15 protein-coding genes are annotated in these 18,797 nt (G+C 61.9%); 11 read left to right on the top strand and 4 right to left on the bottom strand.

Annotated features, from left to right (window positions below; all coding sequences use genetic code 11):
- Positions 1–218 precede the first annotated feature (218 nt).
- The 7 genes from J2857_RS00255 (at position 219) to J2857_RS00225 (ending at position 9,592) form a co-directional block, all read left to right on the top strand.
- Positions 219–878: a calcium-binding protein gene (locus J2857_RS00255; protein ID WP_210008010.1), complete on the top strand. Its 660-nt coding sequence runs from the start codon at positions 219–221 to the stop codon at positions 876–878.
- Between the two features lie 65 nt (positions 879–943).
- Positions 944–3,199: a glycosyltransferase family 2 protein gene (locus tag J2857_RS00250; RefSeq protein ID WP_210008009.1), complete on the top strand. Its 2,256-nt coding sequence runs from the start codon at positions 944–946 to the stop codon at positions 3,197–3,199.
- Positions 3,196–4,032, top strand: a complete 837-nt coding sequence (locus J2857_RS00245; RefSeq protein WP_210008008.1) for a class I SAM-dependent methyltransferase — start codon at positions 3,196–3,198, stop codon at positions 4,030–4,032. Before J2857_RS00250 ends, J2857_RS00245 begins: the two co-directional genes overlap by 4 nt.
- Positions 4,032–5,294, top strand: coding sequence for a glycosyltransferase family 4 protein (locus tag J2857_RS00240; protein WP_210008007.1), 1,263 nt, complete (start codon positions 4,032–4,034; stop codon positions 5,292–5,294). Before J2857_RS00245 ends, J2857_RS00240 begins: the two co-directional genes overlap by 1 nt.
- Positions 5,291–6,022, top strand: a complete 732-nt coding sequence (locus tag J2857_RS00235; RefSeq protein ID WP_210008006.1) for a hypothetical protein — start codon at positions 5,291–5,293, stop codon at positions 6,020–6,022. The genes J2857_RS00240 and J2857_RS00235 overlap by 4 nt, the downstream gene beginning before the upstream one ends.
- Before the next feature lie 16 nt (positions 6,023–6,038).
- Entirely contained in the window at positions 6,039–8,276 is a 2,238-nt protein-coding gene (locus J2857_RS00230) for a glycosyltransferase family 2 protein (RefSeq protein WP_210008005.1), read from the top strand.
- Positions 8,273–9,592, top strand: a complete 1,320-nt coding sequence (locus tag J2857_RS00225; protein WP_210008004.1) for a glycosyltransferase family 4 protein — start codon at positions 8,273–8,275, stop codon at positions 9,590–9,592. The genes J2857_RS00230 and J2857_RS00225 overlap by 4 nt, the downstream gene beginning before the upstream one ends.
- A gap of 242 nt (positions 9,593–9,834) precedes the next feature.
- On the opposite strand, the gene J2857_RS00220 is transcribed toward J2857_RS00225, so the two are convergent.
- From J2857_RS00220 to J2857_RS00205, 4 genes are all read right to left on the bottom strand, one after another.
- The gene (locus tag J2857_RS00220; protein ID WP_210008003.1) at positions 9,835–10,791 is read right to left on the bottom strand and encodes a hypothetical protein; all 957 of its coding nucleotides are present in this window, start codon (positions 10,789–10,791) and stop codon (positions 9,835–9,837) included.
- Positions 10,792–11,152: 361 nt separating this feature from the next.
- Positions 11,153–12,151, bottom strand: coding sequence for a LacI family DNA-binding transcriptional regulator (locus J2857_RS00215; protein WP_245362944.1), 999 nt, complete (start codon positions 12,149–12,151; stop codon positions 11,153–11,155).
- Positions 12,152–12,195: 44 nt separating this feature from the next.
- Entirely contained in the window at positions 12,196–13,185 is a 990-nt protein-coding gene (locus tag J2857_RS00210; protein WP_210008002.1) for an ABC transporter permease, read from the bottom strand.
- 13 nt (positions 13,186–13,198) lie between these two features.
- On the bottom strand, positions 13,199–13,939 hold the full coding sequence (locus tag J2857_RS00205; protein ID WP_348635643.1) for an ATP-binding cassette domain-containing protein: 741 nt from the start codon (positions 13,937–13,939) through the stop codon (positions 13,199–13,201).
- Between the two features lie 157 nt (positions 13,940–14,096).
- On the opposite strand from J2857_RS00205, the gene J2857_RS00200 reads away from it, so the two are divergent.
- The 4 genes from J2857_RS00200 to J2857_RS00185 all read left to right on the top strand — a co-directional run bounded on the left by J2857_RS00200 (position 14,097) and on the right by J2857_RS00185 (position 18,786).
- A complete protein-coding gene (locus J2857_RS00200) occupies positions 14,097–15,077 on the top strand; it encodes an NAD-dependent epimerase/dehydratase family protein (RefSeq protein WP_210008001.1) in 981 nt (326 codons plus the stop codon).
- Positions 15,078–15,115: 38 nt separating this feature from the next.
- Complete coding sequence (locus J2857_RS00195; RefSeq protein ID WP_210008000.1) at positions 15,116–16,108, top strand: substrate-binding domain-containing protein; 993 nt, start codon at positions 15,116–15,118, stop codon at positions 16,106–16,108.
- A gap of 142 nt (positions 16,109–16,250) precedes the next feature.
- Complete coding sequence (locus J2857_RS00190; RefSeq protein ID WP_210007999.1) at positions 16,251–17,198, top strand: sugar-binding protein; 948 nt, start codon at positions 16,251–16,253, stop codon at positions 17,196–17,198.
- Between the two features lie 82 nt (positions 17,199–17,280).
- The gene (locus J2857_RS00185; RefSeq protein ID WP_210007998.1) at positions 17,281–18,786 is read left to right on the top strand and encodes a sugar ABC transporter ATP-binding protein; all 1,506 of its coding nucleotides are present in this window, start codon (positions 17,281–17,283) and stop codon (positions 18,784–18,786) included.
- Positions 18,787–18,797: the final 11 nt, after the last annotated feature.

Below are 18,797 nucleotides of genomic sequence, written 5' to 3'. Positions count from 1 at the left end.
TATTTCCAAGTAAAATGCATGAATATTACTTTATGATCCCGGAAAATATCGAAACAACGTGCCAATAAGACTCAATTTGGGAAATATATTTCTCAATAAATGACGTTTTAGCTTCTCGACATGCTTGCACTTGGTTTTTTTGCAGTGCACAGTCCACGTGCGAAATCGTCGCACCCTGCGCCGAGACGCATGAATATCAATCCGAAGAGGAGAGGCAGATGGCCACATTGGAAGGCGGAGCATATGACGATGCCCTGTTCGGCTCCCGCTTTAACGACTTCATTCGCGCCCATGCGGGCGATGATTTCGTGAGCGGCGGCAACGGGCACGACGTCGTGTTCGGTGGTGAGGGCGACGACCTGCTGTTCGGCGGAAAGGGACATGATTCCCTGTTCGGCGGCGAGGGCAGCGACTTGCTGGACGGCGAAGACGGGAATGACAACCTCGTCGGCGGCTGGGGTGATGACCTTATGTACGGCGGCAAGGGCAGCGACACACTGCTCGGCGGACACGGAAGCGATCTTCTGTCCGGCGGCAAGGGCGCCGACATCCTTTATGGCGGCGATGGTGCCGACATCATCGATGGCGGTGCTGGCAACGACGTCCTGGTAGGCGGCGCCGGCCATGACGTCTTCGTCTTCGACGGCGGCGGCGGGAACGACGTCATCCTCGACTTCAACGCGGGCGAGGATCTGCTGCAGATCTCCAAGGGCATCAATGGCCTCGACGTGTCTTCGCCCGAAGACCTGGCCTCGCGTGTCACGCAGGTCGGCAGCAATGTCATCGTGGATCTCGGCCACGGCGATACGCTCACATTGGTCAATGTCGACGCCGACGACATCCATGCCAATCCCGAGAACTACTTCACTGTTCACTGAACATGAACTCTGCGCGCCCTGCCTCCTCCCGTGGGGCGCGCAACTCCGATCCAGAGGGGTAGCGCGTGACGTTCGACGAATCGACAGACGCCACTGGCGTTTTCAGAAACGCAAAGATCTTTCGGCTCGGCGCGGACCTGGCCGTCCTTATCTGGGACCTTCCCCCGTCCCTTCCCGCCACCACGAAGTGCCTGTTGTCCATGGACCGGTCGCCGGTACCGCTTGTCAGCATGATGCTGCCGCTTGGCGATGGAAGACACCGTATGTTCTGGGCGATGAGACCGGAAAAACAGCCGGTGAGTGTGGGCATTTGCACGGAACACGGCAGCACCGCCGAGACCATCGTGATGCAGCCGGCGCGCATGCTCGCGCCCCTCGATGTGGAGGCACTGTTCGCGGATCTCGCGCCGGATGCCCGCATCAAGTTCGTCAACAACCTGCTGACCGTGTGGCGAAGCGCCTTCCGCATCGCCAGCGACCATCTTTTCAACATGGTGGTCGAAGACGCCCTTCACGCGCTCGTGCCCGAACCGCAGTCCGCCAGCATCGTCTGCCAGATTGCGCAAGGACGCCATCTGATCGAGACGGCTATCAATCCGGATCTCGGCGACATCACAGCGATCTATGCGATCGGAACAGCCTCGATTACACGCATGGCCGTAAGGCTTGTGCTCGGACGCAACGCGAAAAACAGCCTGCAATCCTGCCATTTCATCGCGGAGGCGCCTTCCCCTTCCCCTCCGTTTCTGATCGTCCTGCTGAGCAAAAACGGCGTCGCCATTCGTCAGCTTGCTGAGGGTGGGCCTCGCTATCCCAGCCTTCAGAGCTGGTGGGGCAAAAACCCCGAGGCGGTGGAACTGCGCGAAATGATCGTCCGGCAGCTCGCCGCACTGCCGGAAAGCGGCGCCGCCACGGCGATCGACCTTCAAGTTCGCGCACCGCTGGCGACAAGCCGGATCGCCAAGTCGTCGATGCATCCATCCGGCGAGGTCGATCTCGCGCTCGCGCTCGACGGCGGCCTGCTGGCGGGCGGCTGGTTCCATGCGCCGTCATCCGCGTTCGCCGGTATCGACTACGTCAAGGAGGACGGCACGGCCGTGCCGCTCGACGGCAACAGCTACGAATTTCCGGCATGGGCGCAGGGCAAGGATGAGAAGAGCAAGACCGATGTGACCGGTTTCGTTGCCTGGGTGCCGCTGTCGGAGTCCCCCGGGCCGCTTCTACAGCCGCGATTTCAGATGCGCCTTGCCTCGGGAGCGGTCAGGCCGCTGATACCCTCGCCGCAGCCTTTCGATCCCGCGACACAACGAAACCATCTTTTGCGCGCCGTGCCGCCACAGCATGCGGTCGATGGTGCCTTCCGCACGATCCTCGCCCCTGCCCTGCAGGACATAGAACGACGATTGGGCAGGACCATAGAGGTGGACAGCACGAAGGATTACAGCCTCCCCAAAAGCGCACCCCTCGTCTCCATCGTCGTGCCTCTCTACAAGGTTCTCGATTTCCTGCGCTTCCAACTGTCGGGGATGGCCACCGATCCGTGGCTCGCAGCCAACGCGGAGGTCATCTATGTCCTCGATTCACCGGAAATCCAGGACGAGACGGAACACATGCTGGGCGGCCTGCACCTTCTGCACGGGCTGCCGATGAAACTGGTCGTCATGAACCGCAACGGCGGTTATGCGCGTGCCTGCAATGCCGGCGCACGTTTTGCACGCGGCGCCATACTGGTCATGCTCAATTCGGATGTCGTGCCTTGCGCGCCGGGCTGGCTGCAGGTGTTGTCGCGGGAGCTGCTGGAAAACGGCAAGCTGGGTGCCGTCGGCCCGAAACTGATCTTCGAAGACGGATCGCTGCAGCATGCCGGGCTGTATTTCGGCCGCGACCAGCGCGGGATCTGGCTGAACCACCATTTTCACAAGGGCATGCCCGGCGACTATGCGCCTGCGCAACATGCCCGCGACGTCCCCGGCGTTACCGGCGCTTGTCTCGTGGCTCGCAGGGACACCTACGAGCGCGTTGGCGGCTTCACCGAGGACTACGTGATCGGCGACTACGAGGACAGCGACCTGTGCCTCAAGATCCGTCGCCTCGGTCTCCGGATAGCATACGAGCCGGCAGCGTGCCTCTATCATTTCGAGCGCCGCTCGATCCGCCGCAGCCAGGACTACATGCGCGGCGTTGCAAGCCAATACAATTCATGGCTGCACACCCAGCGCTGGGAGGACGACATCACCGAACTGATGGCGAACCAATTCGGTAAAGATCGCGGCCGCCCCGTCGCCAAAGGTGTGAGAACCCGGGAAAGGAACGCAGCGTGACCCAAGCAGCACTCCTGCAGCCCACCAGGCCGGCCCGGCTGATCGACGAAGACCGTGTTCGCTGGCTCGTCGAATCCGTTCGGGAAAATCGTTTCCTGCCGCAACCGGAATCTACCAACGTCTTCGTGGGAGACGGCGATTTCCGCGCGATAGGAGCGGAATTTCTCGGTTACTTCATTCGCATCGGCGGCCTGCGCGAAGACAGCCGCGTGCTCGACATCGGCTGCGGTATCGGCCGGATGGCGGTGCCGCTCACTCAATATCTCGATCCGCAGACGAGCCGCTACGATGGCATCGATCCGGTCGAGGGCGGTATCGGCTGGTGCCAGAGAACGATTACGCCCGCCTACCCCAATTTCGCCTTCCAGCGGCTGGACATCGCGCACGAACTCTACAATCCGGACGGCAAGGTCAGCGGGAAGACCTTGAGGCTCCCCTTCCCGGATCGTCATTTCGACTTCGTCATCATGACGTCCGTGGTCACTCATCTGCCGCCCGCGGAGATTCTTGTCTACCTCGCCGAGGTCCGCAGGGTCCTGTCGCCGGGCGGGCGCTTGTTCATGACCGCCTTCGTGGTCGACCGGATCGCGGCGGCAAACGAACACGGGCGGCGCGACCCGCGTCTCGCCTTCCGCCGCTACGGCGAAAGCCCATGCTGGTTCGTACCCAACCAGCCGCCGCTTGCCGCGGTCGGTTTCGAAGACGGCTTTCTGGACAAGGCGCTCGAACGGGCCGGCCTCTCCGTCGCTCTGAGATCGCTGGGCCATTGGCGCGGCACCAATGCTGGTCACCATCAGGACTTCATCGTGGCGAAGCGCCGGGGAAATGGTTGATGAGCAAGCGCATCCTGGTGGCAGCCCACAACCATCCGTCCCTTCACCCGGGCGGGACGGAGATATTCGCTCACGACTTGTTTCGCGCCTACCAGCGCGAGGGGCACGAAGCCCTGTTTCTCGGCGCCACCAACCAGATCCATCGCGAGGCAAGGCCAGGCACGAGCTTCCAGAGCATCGGTTCGGCGGGAGATGAGATCCTGTTATGGTCCGGACATTTCGACCGCTTCTTCATGAGCCAGATCGATCTTTACGGTGTCGTGCCGGATATAACGGAGTTGCTGCGCGATTTCCGGCCGGATGTGGTTCACCTCCATCACCTGCTGCTGCTTGGGGCCGAGTTCCCTCACATCGTCCGCCGCACCTTGCCCGACTGCCAGATCGTCATGACGCTGCATGACTACTACCCCATCTGCCACCATGACGGCCTGATGGTGCGCACCGGCAGCAAGGAGCTTTGCCACCAGGCCAGCCCCGACCGCTGCCATGCCTGTTTCAAGGACATCCCGCTCGACCGCTTTACCCTGCGCGAACGCCACCTGAAGGCCCTCTTGAGTACGGTTGACCACTTCGTCTCGCCGAGCGCTTTTTTACGCGATCGCTTCGTGCGGTGGGGACTGGACGAAGATACGATCAGCGTCATTCCCAATGGCATTCCCACCCGAAATGCCGGCGCGCGACGGGAGCTGCTGCAGGGCGGGAAGCCGGTCTTCGGATATTTCGGAAATCTCAACCCCTGGAAGGGGGTGACCGTGTTGCTCGACGCCGCGCGCCAGCTTCTGGCCGATGGCCTTGATTTCGAACTCCGCGTCCATGGCGGAGCGCCCTTCCAGAGCGAGGCCTTCGTCGACGAGATCAATCGGCGCTTTGCCGAGACGTCAGACTGCGTGCAGGCCCGAGGACCCTATCGACGCGAAGATATTGCCGATCTCGTGGCCGCGGTCGATTGCACCATCGTTCCTTCCGTCTGGTGGGAGAACGCGCCGCTTGTCATTCAGGAAGCCCAGGCTCAAGGCCGTCCGGTCATCGCCAGCAATATCGGGGGAATGGCGGAAATGGTCGAGCATGGCGTCAACGGCCTCACCGTTCCACCCAACGATGCCAGAGCGCTCGCTGCAGTGATGCGGACCATAGTGGAAGAACCGAACCTGCTGCGCCGGCTTTCCGAAAACGCCCGCAAACCCGACGACATCGACACGACCGCCCGCCGCTACCTCAAGTGGATGGAGACGGCACAGGTTCAGGCATTGGAGAGCGTATGACCAGTCCCGCTGAACGACCGGATGCCGCATCCGAACAGGACAACGCCAAGCCGATGAATGGCCGGGTGGATGCCGTCGACATGGGCAGGATCTTCGGCTGGGCATTCGACCCGATGGCGCCGGATCAACGGCTGACCATTCGTGTCCTCCTCGATGGCAAGGTGATCGCCGAGGCTGTGGCCGACCGCAATCGTCCCGACCTGCGGCGCAACGGTATCGGCGACGGCAAACATGCATTTGAAATCGCACTGCCCGATCCCCTCCACTCTCGGGCGAACGATGTTGTCGTCATGGCGCGAAACGGAGCCGGTTCCGAGCAGGCCCTGCGCGTTCCCCAGCCGAACGAGCAGGCGGCCGAGGCTCTTATCGCTGCGCCGCTGGCGAAAGTGCTCGACAAGCTCGATGTGTTGATGGCGGCGCAGCGGCAATTGCAGGTCTCGCAGCGCTCGTTGCAGCGCGCCCCGGAAATCGATGCCGACAAGGCCGAGACCGCCGGCCTGACCGATATCAGCAATGCCGTCGAAAGCCTCAAGGTGGATATCAGCCAACGGCTGAATGATCTCGATGTCCACCTGATGCGGATGGATGGGGTTGTGGCAGGAATGGAGAAGAACCTGAACACGTTGCGCAAGCGTGCGAACGGCGAAATAAAGCCCCTGCTGCTGCTGCTGTTCGTTCTCGTGGGATTTGCCGCGGGCGCCAGCCTTGTGCTGGTTGCCAGAATCTGAGCCAGGAGGGCAAGGCGTGCTGGTTACGGAACAATCCCCCGCTGTCACTGGCCCCTCGGCGGGCAGGCATGCCGTGAGCAGGGCAATACGCTCCGGAAGGGTTATCGGCTGCCGGATCGACGAGGCAACCTTGCTGATCATCGGCCTGGGCCGTGTCACGGCCGGTGACGTGGTGGTCGGCGTCGGCGAGGATCAGGCCGTCACGCGAAGCTCGTTTGTCTCGGAATGGCGATTGGCCGCACCCTCACCGCGAGCCAGGCACGGCTTCGCAGCGCTCCTTCCGGCCGTGGACACGGATCCGGCGATGACCACGATCCGCTTCGGAGAGGAGGAGACGGGCGCACACTACATCTTTGCGCCCCGGCTTGCCACCACGGAGGAAGCAGTCGCGCTTGTGGTCGAGTCCGCGGGACCTCAGTCAGCCGCCGTCCTCAACCGGCTCGTGGACGCTCTGATGGCCGGCAATGTAAGCCGCCGCCGACTTTTGACGATAACCACGCTTTTGCAGTCAGCCCACGCCAGCGACGGTTTCATCGAGTTGATTGGTGAGAGCCATGATGGTGCGACGCTCCTGCAGGGGTGGAGCCGCGGCATGGCGCCAGGTCCGTGCCGGGTCTCCCCGGTCGGCAATCTGACACCGGCGGTCGCGGAGTGCGGTATCGCCATCTTTCCCCGCCCGGACGCTCCCGACGGCGCCTCCGGTTTTGTCGGCCTTATCGAGGCCAGCCAGGCTGCCCGCGCTCTCGACATCGAGGGGCTGGTCTTTCGGGGACGCGCCGGTTGGCGGTATATTGCGGTTCACCCCCGAAAGCGCATAGCCGGCCCGCTGGAAACGCCGGAACACATCCGGTCGATTTTGCTGCGGACCCAAAGCACCCCGGACGTGTTCCTGTCCCTGCGAACAGCCGCCAACAGCTTCGAGGGCAAGGAAACCGTCTCCAGCCTGCCCTATCCCGTCCGAATGGGAATAGACAGCGCATTTGAGGCGGGTGGAGGAAACCTCCTCGTCTGCGGCTGGCTTTATGATCCCGACGGCCACGTCGCAACGGTAAGACTACGCCGACGCGATGCTGCGGCTCGCCTCGACGAGTGCTGGACGCGCTTCGATCGCCCCGATGTCACCGACAGTTTCAACGACCAGCAGCACTTCACGCCGAGCCTTCGGAGCGAACAGCGCGCGCACGGCTTCATCGCCCACGCCCGGTTGCCGAATGGCGATCCCGATGCGCCCCTCTACTTCGAACTCACGCTGCGCGATGAGCGCCGGGCGTTCCTGCCGTTGAAACCAACGCGGGTTTCGGCGCGCTCGGCGGTATTGCGCCAGATCGGCTCCATCGATCCCGCGAACTATGCGCTGCCGGCGATCGTCGATTCACAGATTGTCCCGTTCCTCGGACAATCCGGAAGGTCGACACCGGTCATGGAGACAATCCTGGATGCCGGCTCCTTCGATGAGGAAAGCAGCCCGCCGATCGTCATCGGCGCCGGAGAGAGCGAGGAGGACATTTCCCCGCTGCTGGCCTTGCTTGCGCTCGATCCCGAAACCCGGCGCGTGCCGATCGTGATCGCCATGCCGGCGGAGCGCTTTCGCAGGCAGGGTGCCCGCCTAAGGGAGCTCGTGCGGTTCTATGGCCTTTCGGCCAGACTGGTGTCGGCGAAGGGAACAGGCGACGTCTACGACATGCTGGAAGCCGGCACGCAAGCACTCTCCTGCGAAACGGTCGTGTCGCTCTCCGCCTCGCTGATCCCGCGCGGGGCAGGCTGGTACGGCAAGCTCCTGGCCACGGCCGCGACGCTCAAAGGATGCGTCGTCTCGCCCGTCCTGGCTTACGAGGACCATTCCATTCGCTGGGCGGGAAGCTGGATCGATGACGGCAACGGCGACGAACCCATCGTTGGCCGCTATGCCGGATATCCGCTCAAGGCGGTTACCGACATGAAGCTGACGCGTATCGCCGCGGCCTCGCTCGAGTGCTGCGTCATGCCTCGCCACGCCCTGTTGCGTGCGGGCGGCTTTTCCGGCGCCTATCTGGGCGGGCAGGAAAAGGGTCTGGATCTCGGCCTCCGTCTCAGCCGCTCCGGGTTTGACTGCTACGTGCTGCCGTCGGTGCAGATGTGGGGCTGCGACGACGCACGCAGCGGTGATAGTCCGGCGATGGCGGCCCTGGTGGAAGAGATCGATCGAAAGATCTTCAAGAGTCAATGGTTGCCTATCCTCACCGTTGAAAAGCACCTGGAAAAGAGGCCCGCATGAACGAGCAGCTTCGCGTCCTTGTCGTCTCGCATGCGCACCCGACGGTTTCGCTCGGTGGGGCGGAGATCGCATCTCACAACCTGCATCGCGGCCTGAACGCATTGCCGAACGTGCAATCGGTTTATCTCGCCCGGGTCGGTCATCCGGTCCCGCGGCATGCCTCGTCCGCGCTGATGAGCCTCCGCCTTGCCGAGGATGAACTGCTGTTCCACGCGGACGATTACGACCACTTCTTTCTATCCAACGGCGATACCCAGGCGATCAGCCGGGACCTCTTGCGTTTCGCGCGCGACCTGAGGCCGCATGTCATCCATTTCCATCATGTTCTCGGGATTGGCCTTGAAGCCCTCTACGCCCTGAGAGAAGCATTTCCGCACGCGGCCATTCTCGTCACGTTCCACGAATACCTGTCGATCTGCCACAATCACGGGCAGATGGTGAAACGGCCTTCCGGTCAGCTCTGCGAAACGGCATCCCCCGTCGCCTGCCACGGCTGCTTTCCCGACATACCCGTCTCACGCTTCCTGAAGCGGGAATTGTTTGCGCGCGGAATGCTTGGCCTTGCCGATGCCTTCGTCTCCCCCAGCCGGTTTCTGGCGGAACGCTATGCCGCATGGGGCATCGAAAAGGACAAGCTCAGCGTCATCGAAAATGGCATCTCCGTCGAAACGGCCGCGCCCGCGCGAGAAACGCAGGGTCCCAACCCGCGCCGCAACCGCTTCGCCTATTTCGGACAAATGACGCCGTTCAAGGGAGCCGACCTCCTGATCGATGCCGTTTCGCGCATCCCGAAGGAGATATGGGGCGAAGATTCCTGCCTGATGATCTTCGGCGGCAATCTCGAGCGACAGCCGATCGAATTCCAGGAACGGATGAAGGAGCTCATCGCAGACGCCGGCCAACGTGTCCGCTTCTACGGCGCTTACCAGAACGCGGACGTGCCGCGTCTCATGCGTTCGGTCGACTGGGTGGTTCTGCCGTCCGTCTGGTGGGAAAACTCGCCCGTCGTGATCCAGGAGGCCCTGCTCCATCGCAGGCCGATGATCGCGTCCGACATCGGCGGGATGGCCGAGAAGGTGCGTGACGGAAAGGACGGCCTGCACTTTCGCGCCGGCAGCAGCCAGGACCTCGCAGACCGCCTCGTCGAGGTCTTGGGTGATAGCCAAATCTGGAAGCGGCTGCGAGGCTCCATGCGACAACCCGCCGACCGCCTCGCCTGCGCGCAAGAACACGTCAAACTCTATCGCACCCTGCTACGGCGCAAGCTCGATGCCGCGGTGACCGAGAGCCCCACGCTTCTGGCGCACTCGCTTTGACGACGTTCGCCTTGTTAAGCGCTGAAAGCGTTTCGACCGGGAGAGGATAATCAGGCAAGCCCTTGAGAAGCCGGTCGCAAGGTCGCCTGAAGGCCGCCTGCATGCGGGCGAAAGTCCGCAAGGCCATCCTCCGCCGCCGGTTTGGAACAAGGATACTACCGGCAATCAGGAGCGCTGGGCCTGAGATGGGCTGTCACTCTTCAGCAAGACCGTCTTGCCGAACAGGCTCGGCGACATTCGGATCACGAATGCGCGGCGCCATCCGCCCCTGGACGGCGCGCGATACGGCTGTCCAGTTCCGCCATCCGGCGGGCGAAGCCAGCATTTTCCGGCTGGCATGTCATGGCGTCCACAAGCATGGTCCGCGCCGCCGCAAGCTCGCCGTCGCGGATGTGGCGGTTGGCCCGATGATAGAGGAAGTTTGCTCGCTCGACCGGAGAGAAAGCCGAGCCGAAATGTGCATGAAACCGGTCGGCCCAGGCCCGATGCCGGGCGATTGCCGTCATCGCGATCTGATAAGGCCGCATCGGCGCCCTGACCCGGGCCGCGCGGGCCAGAGCCCGAAGAGCCGGAAGATCGTCCTCGCGGCAGGCCTCGATCAGCGACAGAGCGCGTGCCGTTCCGGTGAACGCGCGAACGGTGCCATGACCCGTCATATGGACCGGCACGAGACGCGTCCCCTCCTGCAGCGCCGCGATCCGAACCGCGTGCTGGCGATCGACGGCGTGGAACGGATCGAAGAAGAGATAGGCCCGGCCAGCTGCGTGATCAGGCGCGATCCCCATATTGGCGTGGAAATCGGGCGAGAAATGGCGTGCAAACCTGCCGTCGAAAGGAACGGCTTTCGGATCGATCGAGACCTGGGGGCAAAAGGCGATGGCAACGGCCGCGTTGAAGCGCCTTCGGTACCGCAAGGCCGCGTAGCCGCCCTGCGAATGCCCGTAAAGGATCCGCTCCGGTGCTGCGGCAAGGATGGGCGCGGCAGCCTCGACAGCCTTCACGACGCTCGCCGCGGGAAACCAGTTGGGCCGTCGGCTGATGAAACCAAGCGCCGAAATGTCGGCTTTCTCGCAGAACCGCTGCCCCCAGAAGCGACTGCCGTTGGCCTTCATTTCCATCTCGTTGAAGGTAACGAGAAGATAGGAAGATGATCCCGGACGATGTATCACCTCCAAATTTTCATCTGAAAATACCAGCATGCAGCGCCTTACCGGGAAATCATGGGGAACATACTTCAAAATTTGAAATATACCTTATATACTGATAATATATGGAAAAACATACTTGAGTTCAACTTCGAATCCATACTTGCGCCTTGACGATATATTTTTTCGTCGCTTACCCCGGTTTTGGTGTGCGGAATATTTGCCCAATTCAGGCAATCCAGAAATTTTGCATGGCGGTCCACGTCGTCCAAGGCGCTTCGATCGCGCCTTTGACATGAAGACGGTCAATACTCAGTTGCCTCCCATCGCAGGTAGTTAAGATGACGACATGTGGCAATCTTTCGATGCCCCGTTCTTCATCCGGCGTATAAGCTGGGCAGTATCCGGCGGCCGATTACACGGATTCACGCTCGACGAGGGCGCATTCGACCTTCAGCTGGTCATGGCTGCTTTTCAGGCCGCCGGCGATGTCGTGGATCATTTCCACGGCCATGGCGCCCATCTCGAACAGCGGCAGGTGCAGGGTTGTCAGCGGCGGACGGATGAACTGGGCGATGTCGCGATTGTCGAACCCGATCACGGAGACGTCCTTCGGGATGGACTTTCCCCGCTCCTTGAGCGCCTCGACGCACCCCAGCGCCATCAGATCGTTGGCGCAGAAGATGGCGTCGGGGGGATTGGGCAGGTCCATCAGGAAATGGGTTTCGCTATAGCCTGATGACGGCTCCCAATTTCCGTAGCGCACCAGTTGCGGGTCGAAGGTGAAGTCGTTGCTGGCCAGCGCCTGCTTGTAGCCGCGCAAACGGTCACGCGGATTGTCGAGACCCTCCTGGCCGTTGATCAAGGCGACCCGGCTGCGGCCAGCGCGGATCAGCCGCTCCGTGGCGGCGCGGCCACCGGCGACGTCTCCAGGCACGATGGAGGGCAGTCGTCTGTCCTGGTCGTAGCAATTGACCAGCACTGAAGGCACGGTGAACAGGGCCGCCGGCGGGTCAATCTTGCGGGTCAGGATGGTGCCGAAGATATAGCCCAGCAGGGGTTGTTGCTGGCACAGCGAAAACACGTCCTCCTCGGGGTCCTCGCCCGCGCGAAAAATGCCGAGCGTGACGATAATGCCGAATTCGAGCGCCTTTTCCCGCGCTCCCTCGAAGGCGAGCGCCATCCAGGGATCGGTTGTCAGCTCGTCCGTGATAAAGCAGATGACCCTGCTGTCCGATAGGTCTCCAGACGGCGACCTGTTCGGGAGCCTGTATCCAAGCTCCTGAACCGCATCCATTACCTTTTTGCGCGTGGCTTCGCTGAAGCGGGCGCCGGAACTGCCGTTGAGGATCAGGGAAACGGTTGCCTGTGACACACTTGCTCGGGCCGCGACATCCATCATGGTTGGTTTCAAGGAGTTCTCCATGTCGCTTGCCACAACACCGCGAGGTTTTCCACCTATCTCCGCATATTCCGGAATCGGTCGAATGCCACAGCAACGATTATGAACGTACCTATGAACATTCCTTGCCAGAAAGTCGAGATGCCCAACAGGATCAGGGAGTTGCGAATCACCTCTATCAACAATGCGCCAACCACCGCGCCAAGCGCATTGCCCTCCCCGCCCGCCAGGTTGGCGCCGCCGATCACGGCGGCGGCAATCACGGTCAGTTCCATTCCCTGTCCGAGATTGGTTGTGACGCTTCCCAGCCAGCCGGCCATCAGGATGCCGGCCAGCCCGGCGGTCATGGCCGAGAACATATAGATGCTGACTTTCAGGCGCCGCACCGGAATGCCAGCCAGCACAGCCGCATTCTCGTTGCCGCCGATGGCGAAAAGATGCTGGCCCCACCTCGTCCAGCGAAACACCAGCGACATGACCACGGCCAGCACGCACAGCACATATAATGGGTGGGGAAGCCCGAGTGTCGAACCGCCGCCGATCCACAGCAGCAGGCCGTGATCGGGACCGAACTCCCATATCATCTTGTTGTCCGAAAGCACCATCGCCAGGGACCGGGCGGCCGACAGGCTCCCGAGCGTCACGACAAAGGCCGGCATGCCGGCATAGGCGATCAGGATGCCGTTGAGCAGGCCGACCAGCAGGGCGGCCCCCAACGCAAGACCGGCAGACAGCCAGAAACCCATGCCGCCGGCCATGGCCACACTGATCACCATGGCGCTCAGCACCACGCTCGAGCCAACGGACAGGTCGATGCCGCCAGATGCAATCACGGCCGTCATGCCGATGGCAATGACCGCCACGAAGGCGAAATTTCGGGCGACGTTGAAGAGATTGCGGTCGCTGGTGAACGCATCAGTCATCAGCGACAGGGCCAGGCATGCCAGCACGGCCGCTATGAAGACCCAGAAGACCTGCAGGTTCTTCAGCCGGGCAAACCAGCTATCGTGCTGGGAATTGTTGATGATGTCGTCGAGTGTCGTCATGGCGATTTTTCTCCTAAGCGGCATCGATGGCGCCGGTGATCAGCCCGGTCACTTCCTCGGGCGATGAGGCGCCCACCGGCTTGCGGCAGACCAAGCGCCCGCGGCGCAGGACGGCGATCTTGTCGGACACGCTGAAGATGTCCGGCATCCGGTGGCTGATCAGGATCACGCTGATGCCGCGGTCGCGCAGGCGGCGGATCAGGTCGAGCACTTCAGCCACCTGGCGTACCGAAATGGCCGCGGTCGGTTCGTCCATCATCACGATCTTCGGTTCCGACAGCAGCGTGCGGGCAATCGCGACCGCCTGGCGCTGCCCCCCGGACATGCGCCGCACGAGCTGTCGCGGGCGCGTTTCGGACTTGAGCTGCTTGAACAGGTCGGCTGAGACTGTGTTCATCCGCTTGTAATCGATATATCGGATCGGCCCGAACCGGCGCAGCGGCTCCCTGCCCAAGAAGACATTTGAGGCTGCCGAAAGATTGTCGGCAAGCGCGAGGTCCTGGTAGACCATCTCCACCCCCTCGCGCTGCGCATCGATCGGCTTGTGAAAGACGACAGATTTTCCATCGATGCTGATATCGCCGGTAGACGGGCGGAAATTACCGGCGATGATTTTGGCCAGCGTGGACTTGCCCGCGCCGTTGTCGCCCATCAGCCCCAGCACTTCTCCCGGCTCGATGGACAGCGACACGTCGCTGAGTGCCTGGATGGCTCCGAAGTTTTTCGAAATTCCTGAAAAGACAAGTCGCGACACGTGGTTCTCCTCCCCCGCAATGGTCTCCTGGCGCGCCCGCAGGCCTCTCTCCTTCCCGCCGGCGCCCCCGTTCTGCGCATTTAATAACTAATTACTTGACTTAATATTATTAGTAAACAAAATCCATCACACAAGAATGTTGCAGGGGGAGTGCGACATGAAACTGCTGGTTACAGGCGCCACAGGGAAGGTAGGGCAGGCTTTCCTGCCGGCGTTCCGGTCTGATCTCCGTTTCACGAATTGGGAGGTGGCAGCGCTTTGCAACAACAGGACCATCGAGCCTGCAGAGCGCCTGTCCGTCGTCGCCGGTTCCATATCGGATCCCGCTGTGGTCGCCGGGGCGTTGCAGGGGGTGAGCCATGTGATCCACATGGCCGCCGTCAAGGAAACGCCGGAACAGATTTTCGATGTCGCGCTTAAGGGCCTTTTCCTGCTGCTCGACGCGTTCCGCAAATCCGATACCGCCCGGCAGTTCATCCTTCTCAGCGGCGATTGCACCGTGGGCCATATCTTCCAGCGCTACGACGAGCCGATCACGGAAGCCGCGCCGCGCCGCGCCTACAAAGGCTGCTATGCCCTGACCAAGACCCTGGAGGAGGTGATGCTGGAGCAGTTCGGCATCCAGTATGGGGTGAATTGGACGACCCTGCGGTCACCCTGGATCATGGAAAAGGATGACTTCCGCTTCGCTCTTGCCCTGGGCGACGACCAGTTCGGTGGCCCGAACTGGTCGGAACTGATCGACGCAGATGCGCTCGAACAGTTCCGCACGGGCGGCTATGCCCCCGTCATGCGCGACGCCGGGGGCGGCTACCTGAGGCGCAATTTCGTCCATGTCGACGATCTGGTCGACGCGATCCTGGCTGCTATCGACAACCCGCGCGCCAGCGGCCAGCTCTTCAACATTTCAATGGACCAACCAGTGGATTACGGCGATCTCGGAGCACGTCTGGCGGCGCGGCATGGATTACGGCCGATCGAGATCGACACCCCGTTTCACAGCAACTGGCTCGATAATTCCAAAGCAAGAATGCTGCTTGGCTGGGCACCGCAGGTCGATCTTGAGCAGATGATCGATCGCGCATGGCGCTACGAGCGCGCGGACAACGACCCGCGCATTGTCTGGTATCCCGGCTGAGGCATGAGGCCTCGATCGGTGTAGGAGGAGGAAAGAAAATGAAAATCACTATATTGGCAATGGCGGCCATGTCAGTTGCGGCGCTTGCTGCCGCGCCGGCCGCGGCACAGGGCAAGAAGACATTGGCGATCGTCGTCAAGGGTCTCGACAATCCTTTCTTCGAGCAGATCAATCTCGGCTGCAAGAAGTGGAAGTCGGAGAATGCGAGCAGCGAATATGAATGCCTCTATACCGGTCCGGCCTCATCAGCGGATGAAGCCGGCGAGGTCCAGATCGTCGACGACCTGCTGACGAAAGGCGTTGCGGCCATCGCCATTTCGCCCTCGAACGCGCCGGCCATGGCGACCCGCATCAAGGCCATCGCCCCGTCGGTTCCGGTCATGACTGTCGATGCGGACTTTCTCGAGAAGGACCACGGCCTGCGAAAGACCTATCTGGGCACCGACAACTACCTGATGGGCGTGAAGATGGCCGAGCAGGCCATGAAGCTGAAGCCCAAGGGCGGATCGGTCTGCCTGCAACTCGGCAACGTGGCGGCCGCCAATATCAATGCCCGCGCCCAGGGCTTTCGCGACACTATCGGCGGCGCCAAGAACATCGATCGCCTGACCGGACAGGGCGGTTGGAAGGAAATCGGAGGGTGCCCGGTTTACACCAATGACCAGGCGGACCTTGCTAACCAGCAGATGTCCGATGTGTTCACTGCAAATCCCACGCTGGACGCCTTTATCCTTGTCGGCGGCTGGGCGCAGTTTGCCCCGCAGGCCTATGCGCAGGTCACGGACCAGGTGATGCCCAAGCTCAAGAGCAAGGATCTGATCATCATCGCCGGCGATACGCTGCCGCCGCAGACCAAGGCCTTCCGCGAAGGTCGCAGCCATTCGCAGGTCGGCCAGCGCCCCTTCGAGATGGGCTACAAGGCGCCTGACGTCATGATCAAGCTGATCAAGGGCGAGAAAGTGGCCGATCCGCTGTTTACGGGCCTTGACGTCTGCAACCTCGACGATCCGGGTTTCTGTGCCAAGAACTAGTGCGGATCCATGCCAGGGACCGAGGCGCCGGTTCGTCTCAAGGCCCCTGGCAGGATGCGAATTATTAGTAATAGCATTAATTTCGCCACCAGATGTGAAACCGTGTTTAGCGCGACCTTTGAGGGCCGCGGGGAGGAGCAACATGAAACGTCTCAATTCGCTGATACTTGCCGCAGGCCTGGTGCTTGCCGCCAGTCCGTCACTTGCCGAGGACAAGCCGGCGCTCGCCTTTGTCGTCAACGCCGCGTCCGATTTCTGGAAACTGGCTGAGGCTGGCGTGAAGGCGGCCCAGGCCGAATTGCCGGGTTACGACCTGCAGTTCCGTTACCCGGCTCAAGGGACCGCCGCCCTGCAGAATGCCCTGATGGACGACCTGGTCGCCGCCGGGGCGGATGCGATCATGATCTCGTCGGCGGATCCGAAAAACTCGATCGGCGCCTTCAACAGGATCGCGGCCCAAGTGCCGCTATTCACCACCGACAGCGATGCGCCCGCCAGCAAGCGCATCGCCTATCTGGGTTCGTCCAATACGGATGCTGGGGTCCAGGCCGGCGAAATCGCGCGGGTGGCCATGCCCAAGGGCGGAAAATGCATGGGCTTCGTCGGCTTCCTGGGGGCCGACAATGCCGTCGAACGGATCGCAGGCTTCCGAAAGGCGGTCAAAGGATCCGGCATAGAGCTGGTCGATGTGCGCGGCGACGACGTCGATTTCGCCCGCGCCCGGTCGAATGTCGATGACGTGCTGGCCGCCAACCCCGACATCACCTGCATGGTCGGCTTCTATTCCTACAATCCGCCCAAGATCTACGAAGCCCTGCAGGCAGCCGGCAAGTTGGGAAAAATCCAGGTCATCGCCTTCGACGAAGATCCCGTCACGCTCGGCGCGGTGAGGGAAGGCAAATTCGCCGGAACGGTGGTCCAGGATCCCTATCAATGGGGATACCAGGGCATGAAGCTGATGGCCGCCTACCTGAAGGGCGACAAGTCACAGATACCGGCAAACGGCCTGATCATCGTGCCGACCAAGAAGATCGACAAAGGCAATGTCGATGCCTTCGCCGCCGAATTGAAGGCGCGCGTGGGGAAATAGGAGTCGTCTCCAAAACGGTCCTGCTGCACGAACTCGCTTGGTTCGTGCAGCACCTATCCGTCCCTGCCATCCGGGAGTTTCGATGACGGCCCATCGGCAAAAAGACATATCGCTCGACCTTCTGGGGATTACTAAGGTTTATCCGGGAGCAATCGCCCTCAACAATGTCTCGCTGAGCATTCGCGGCGGCGAGGTGGTCGGCCTGGTTGGAGAAAACGGTGCGGGAAAATCCACGCTGATGAAAGTGCTAAGCGGCGCAATCGCACCTGACGAGGGCCGCATCGTCATCGATGGCGAGGAAGTGACATCGCTGACATCGGCGCGCGTGCATGAGCGCGGCATCGCCCTTGTCCACCAGGAGCTCAATCCGTTTCCCAATCTCGATGTGACGGCAAACGTGCTTCTGGGGCGGGAGATCAGGCGCGGGATGTTCGGCTTTCTCGACCAGGCCGCCATGGAGCGCAAGGTCGCGCCGATCCTCGCCAGGCTGGATACTCGTTTCGGTCCGAATGACGCTGTCTCCGGCCTGTCCCTGGCCGATCAGCAATTGCTTGAAATCGCCCGCGCGCTTTCGATCGATCCGCGCCTGCTCATTCTCGACGAACCCACGTCCAGCCTGACCCTGTCCGAGACCAAGCGTCTCCTTGACGTCATCAGGCAGCTGAGCGCCGACGGCGTGGCGGTGCTGTTCATCACCCACCGCCTGGCTGAAATCGAGGAGGTGGCGAGCCGCGTCGTGGCGCTGCGTGACGGCCGCAATGCCGGAACCCTCGGTTGCGGCGAAATCACCAAGGACGCCATGATCCGGTTGATGATCGGCCGCGATGTTGGCCAGTTCTATGAAAAGGCAGAGCATGACCCCGGCAGGCCGGTCCTGGAATTGAAGGGCCTGCGCACAAAGGCCTATCCGCAGCATCCGCTCGACCTTTGCCTGCGCGCGGGCGAGATCCTGTGCCTGACGGGCCTGGTCGGCGCGGGGCGTACGGAGCTTGCCCGCGCGCTTTTTGGCATAGACCGCATCGAAGGGGGCGTGCTGGAGATCGAGGGCCAGCGGCTCGTCGGCCATTCCGTTCCAGCCGCCATCGCCGCCGGCCTCTGCCTGGTGCCGGAGGATCGCAAGACGGAAGGCCTTTTTCTCGATTTCTCGATCACCGAGAACATCGCCATGCCGAGCCACGCCGCGCTGTCGCGAATAGGATTTATCGATATAGGCGCCGAGACCGCCCTGGCTGAGGCATCGCGAAACAAGCTGAGCATCAAGACGGCAGGCCTCGGTCGCGCGGCGGCAGAAATGTCAGGTGGCAATCAGCAGAAGGTGGTCTTGGCCAAATGGCTGGCAATGAAGCCCAGGATCATCATTCTGGACGAGCCCACACGCGGTATCGATGTCGGCGCTAAGGCAGAAGTCTACCGCCTGATGCAGGCGCTCGCCGCCGATGGCGTCGCGCTGCTGATGATCTCGTCGGACATGGAAGAGGTGATCGGGATATCCGATCGGGTCGCCGTCATGTGCCGCGGCCGCATCGCCGGTATGCTCGCGCGCGATCAACTGACCGAGGAGACCATTCTCCAACTGGCCGTGGAATAGGGACCCCGTAG

The sequence above is a fragment of the Neorhizobium galegae genome (assembly GCF_017877055.1).
In the GTDB taxonomy this organism is placed as follows: Bacteria; Pseudomonadota; Alphaproteobacteria; order Rhizobiales; family Rhizobiaceae; genus Neorhizobium; species Neorhizobium galegae_D.
This window is presented reverse-complemented; position numbering and strand designations above follow the sequence as displayed.

What these genes read in the sequence shown, in the direction of transcription:
- J2857_RS00200 (WP_210008001.1), top strand. Translation starts at nt 14,097, where the DNA reads ATGAAACTGCTGGTTACAGGCGCCACAGGGAAGGTAGGGCAGGCTTTC.
- J2857_RS00210 (WP_210008002.1), bottom strand. Translation starts at nt 13,185, where the DNA reads ATGACGACACTCGACGACATCATCAACAATTCCCAGCACGATAGCTGG.
- J2857_RS00220 (WP_210008003.1), bottom strand. Translation starts at nt 10,791, where the DNA reads ATGCTGGTATTTTCAGATGAAAATTTGGAGGTGATACATCGTCCGGGA.
- J2857_RS00195 (WP_210008000.1), top strand. Translation starts at nt 15,116, where the DNA reads ATGAAAATCACTATATTGGCAATGGCGGCCATGTCAGTTGCGGCGCTT.
- J2857_RS00190 (WP_210007999.1), top strand. Translation starts at nt 16,251, where the DNA reads ATGAAACGTCTCAATTCGCTGATACTTGCCGCAGGCCTGGTGCTTGCC.
- J2857_RS00255 (WP_210008010.1), top strand. Translation starts at nt 219, where the DNA reads ATGGCCACATTGGAAGGCGGAGCATATGACGATGCCCTGTTCGGCTCC.
- J2857_RS00185 (WP_210007998.1), top strand. Translation starts at nt 17,281, where the DNA reads ATGACGGCCCATCGGCAAAAAGACATATCGCTCGACCTTCTGGGGATT.
- J2857_RS00225 (WP_210008004.1), top strand. Translation starts at nt 8,273, where the DNA reads ATGAACGAGCAGCTTCGCGTCCTTGTCGTCTCGCATGCGCACCCGACG.
- J2857_RS00235 (WP_210008006.1), top strand. Translation starts at nt 5,291, where the DNA reads ATGACCAGTCCCGCTGAACGACCGGATGCCGCATCCGAACAGGACAAC.
- J2857_RS00240 (WP_210008007.1), top strand. Translation starts at nt 4,032, where the DNA reads ATGAGCAAGCGCATCCTGGTGGCAGCCCACAACCATCCGTCCCTTCAC.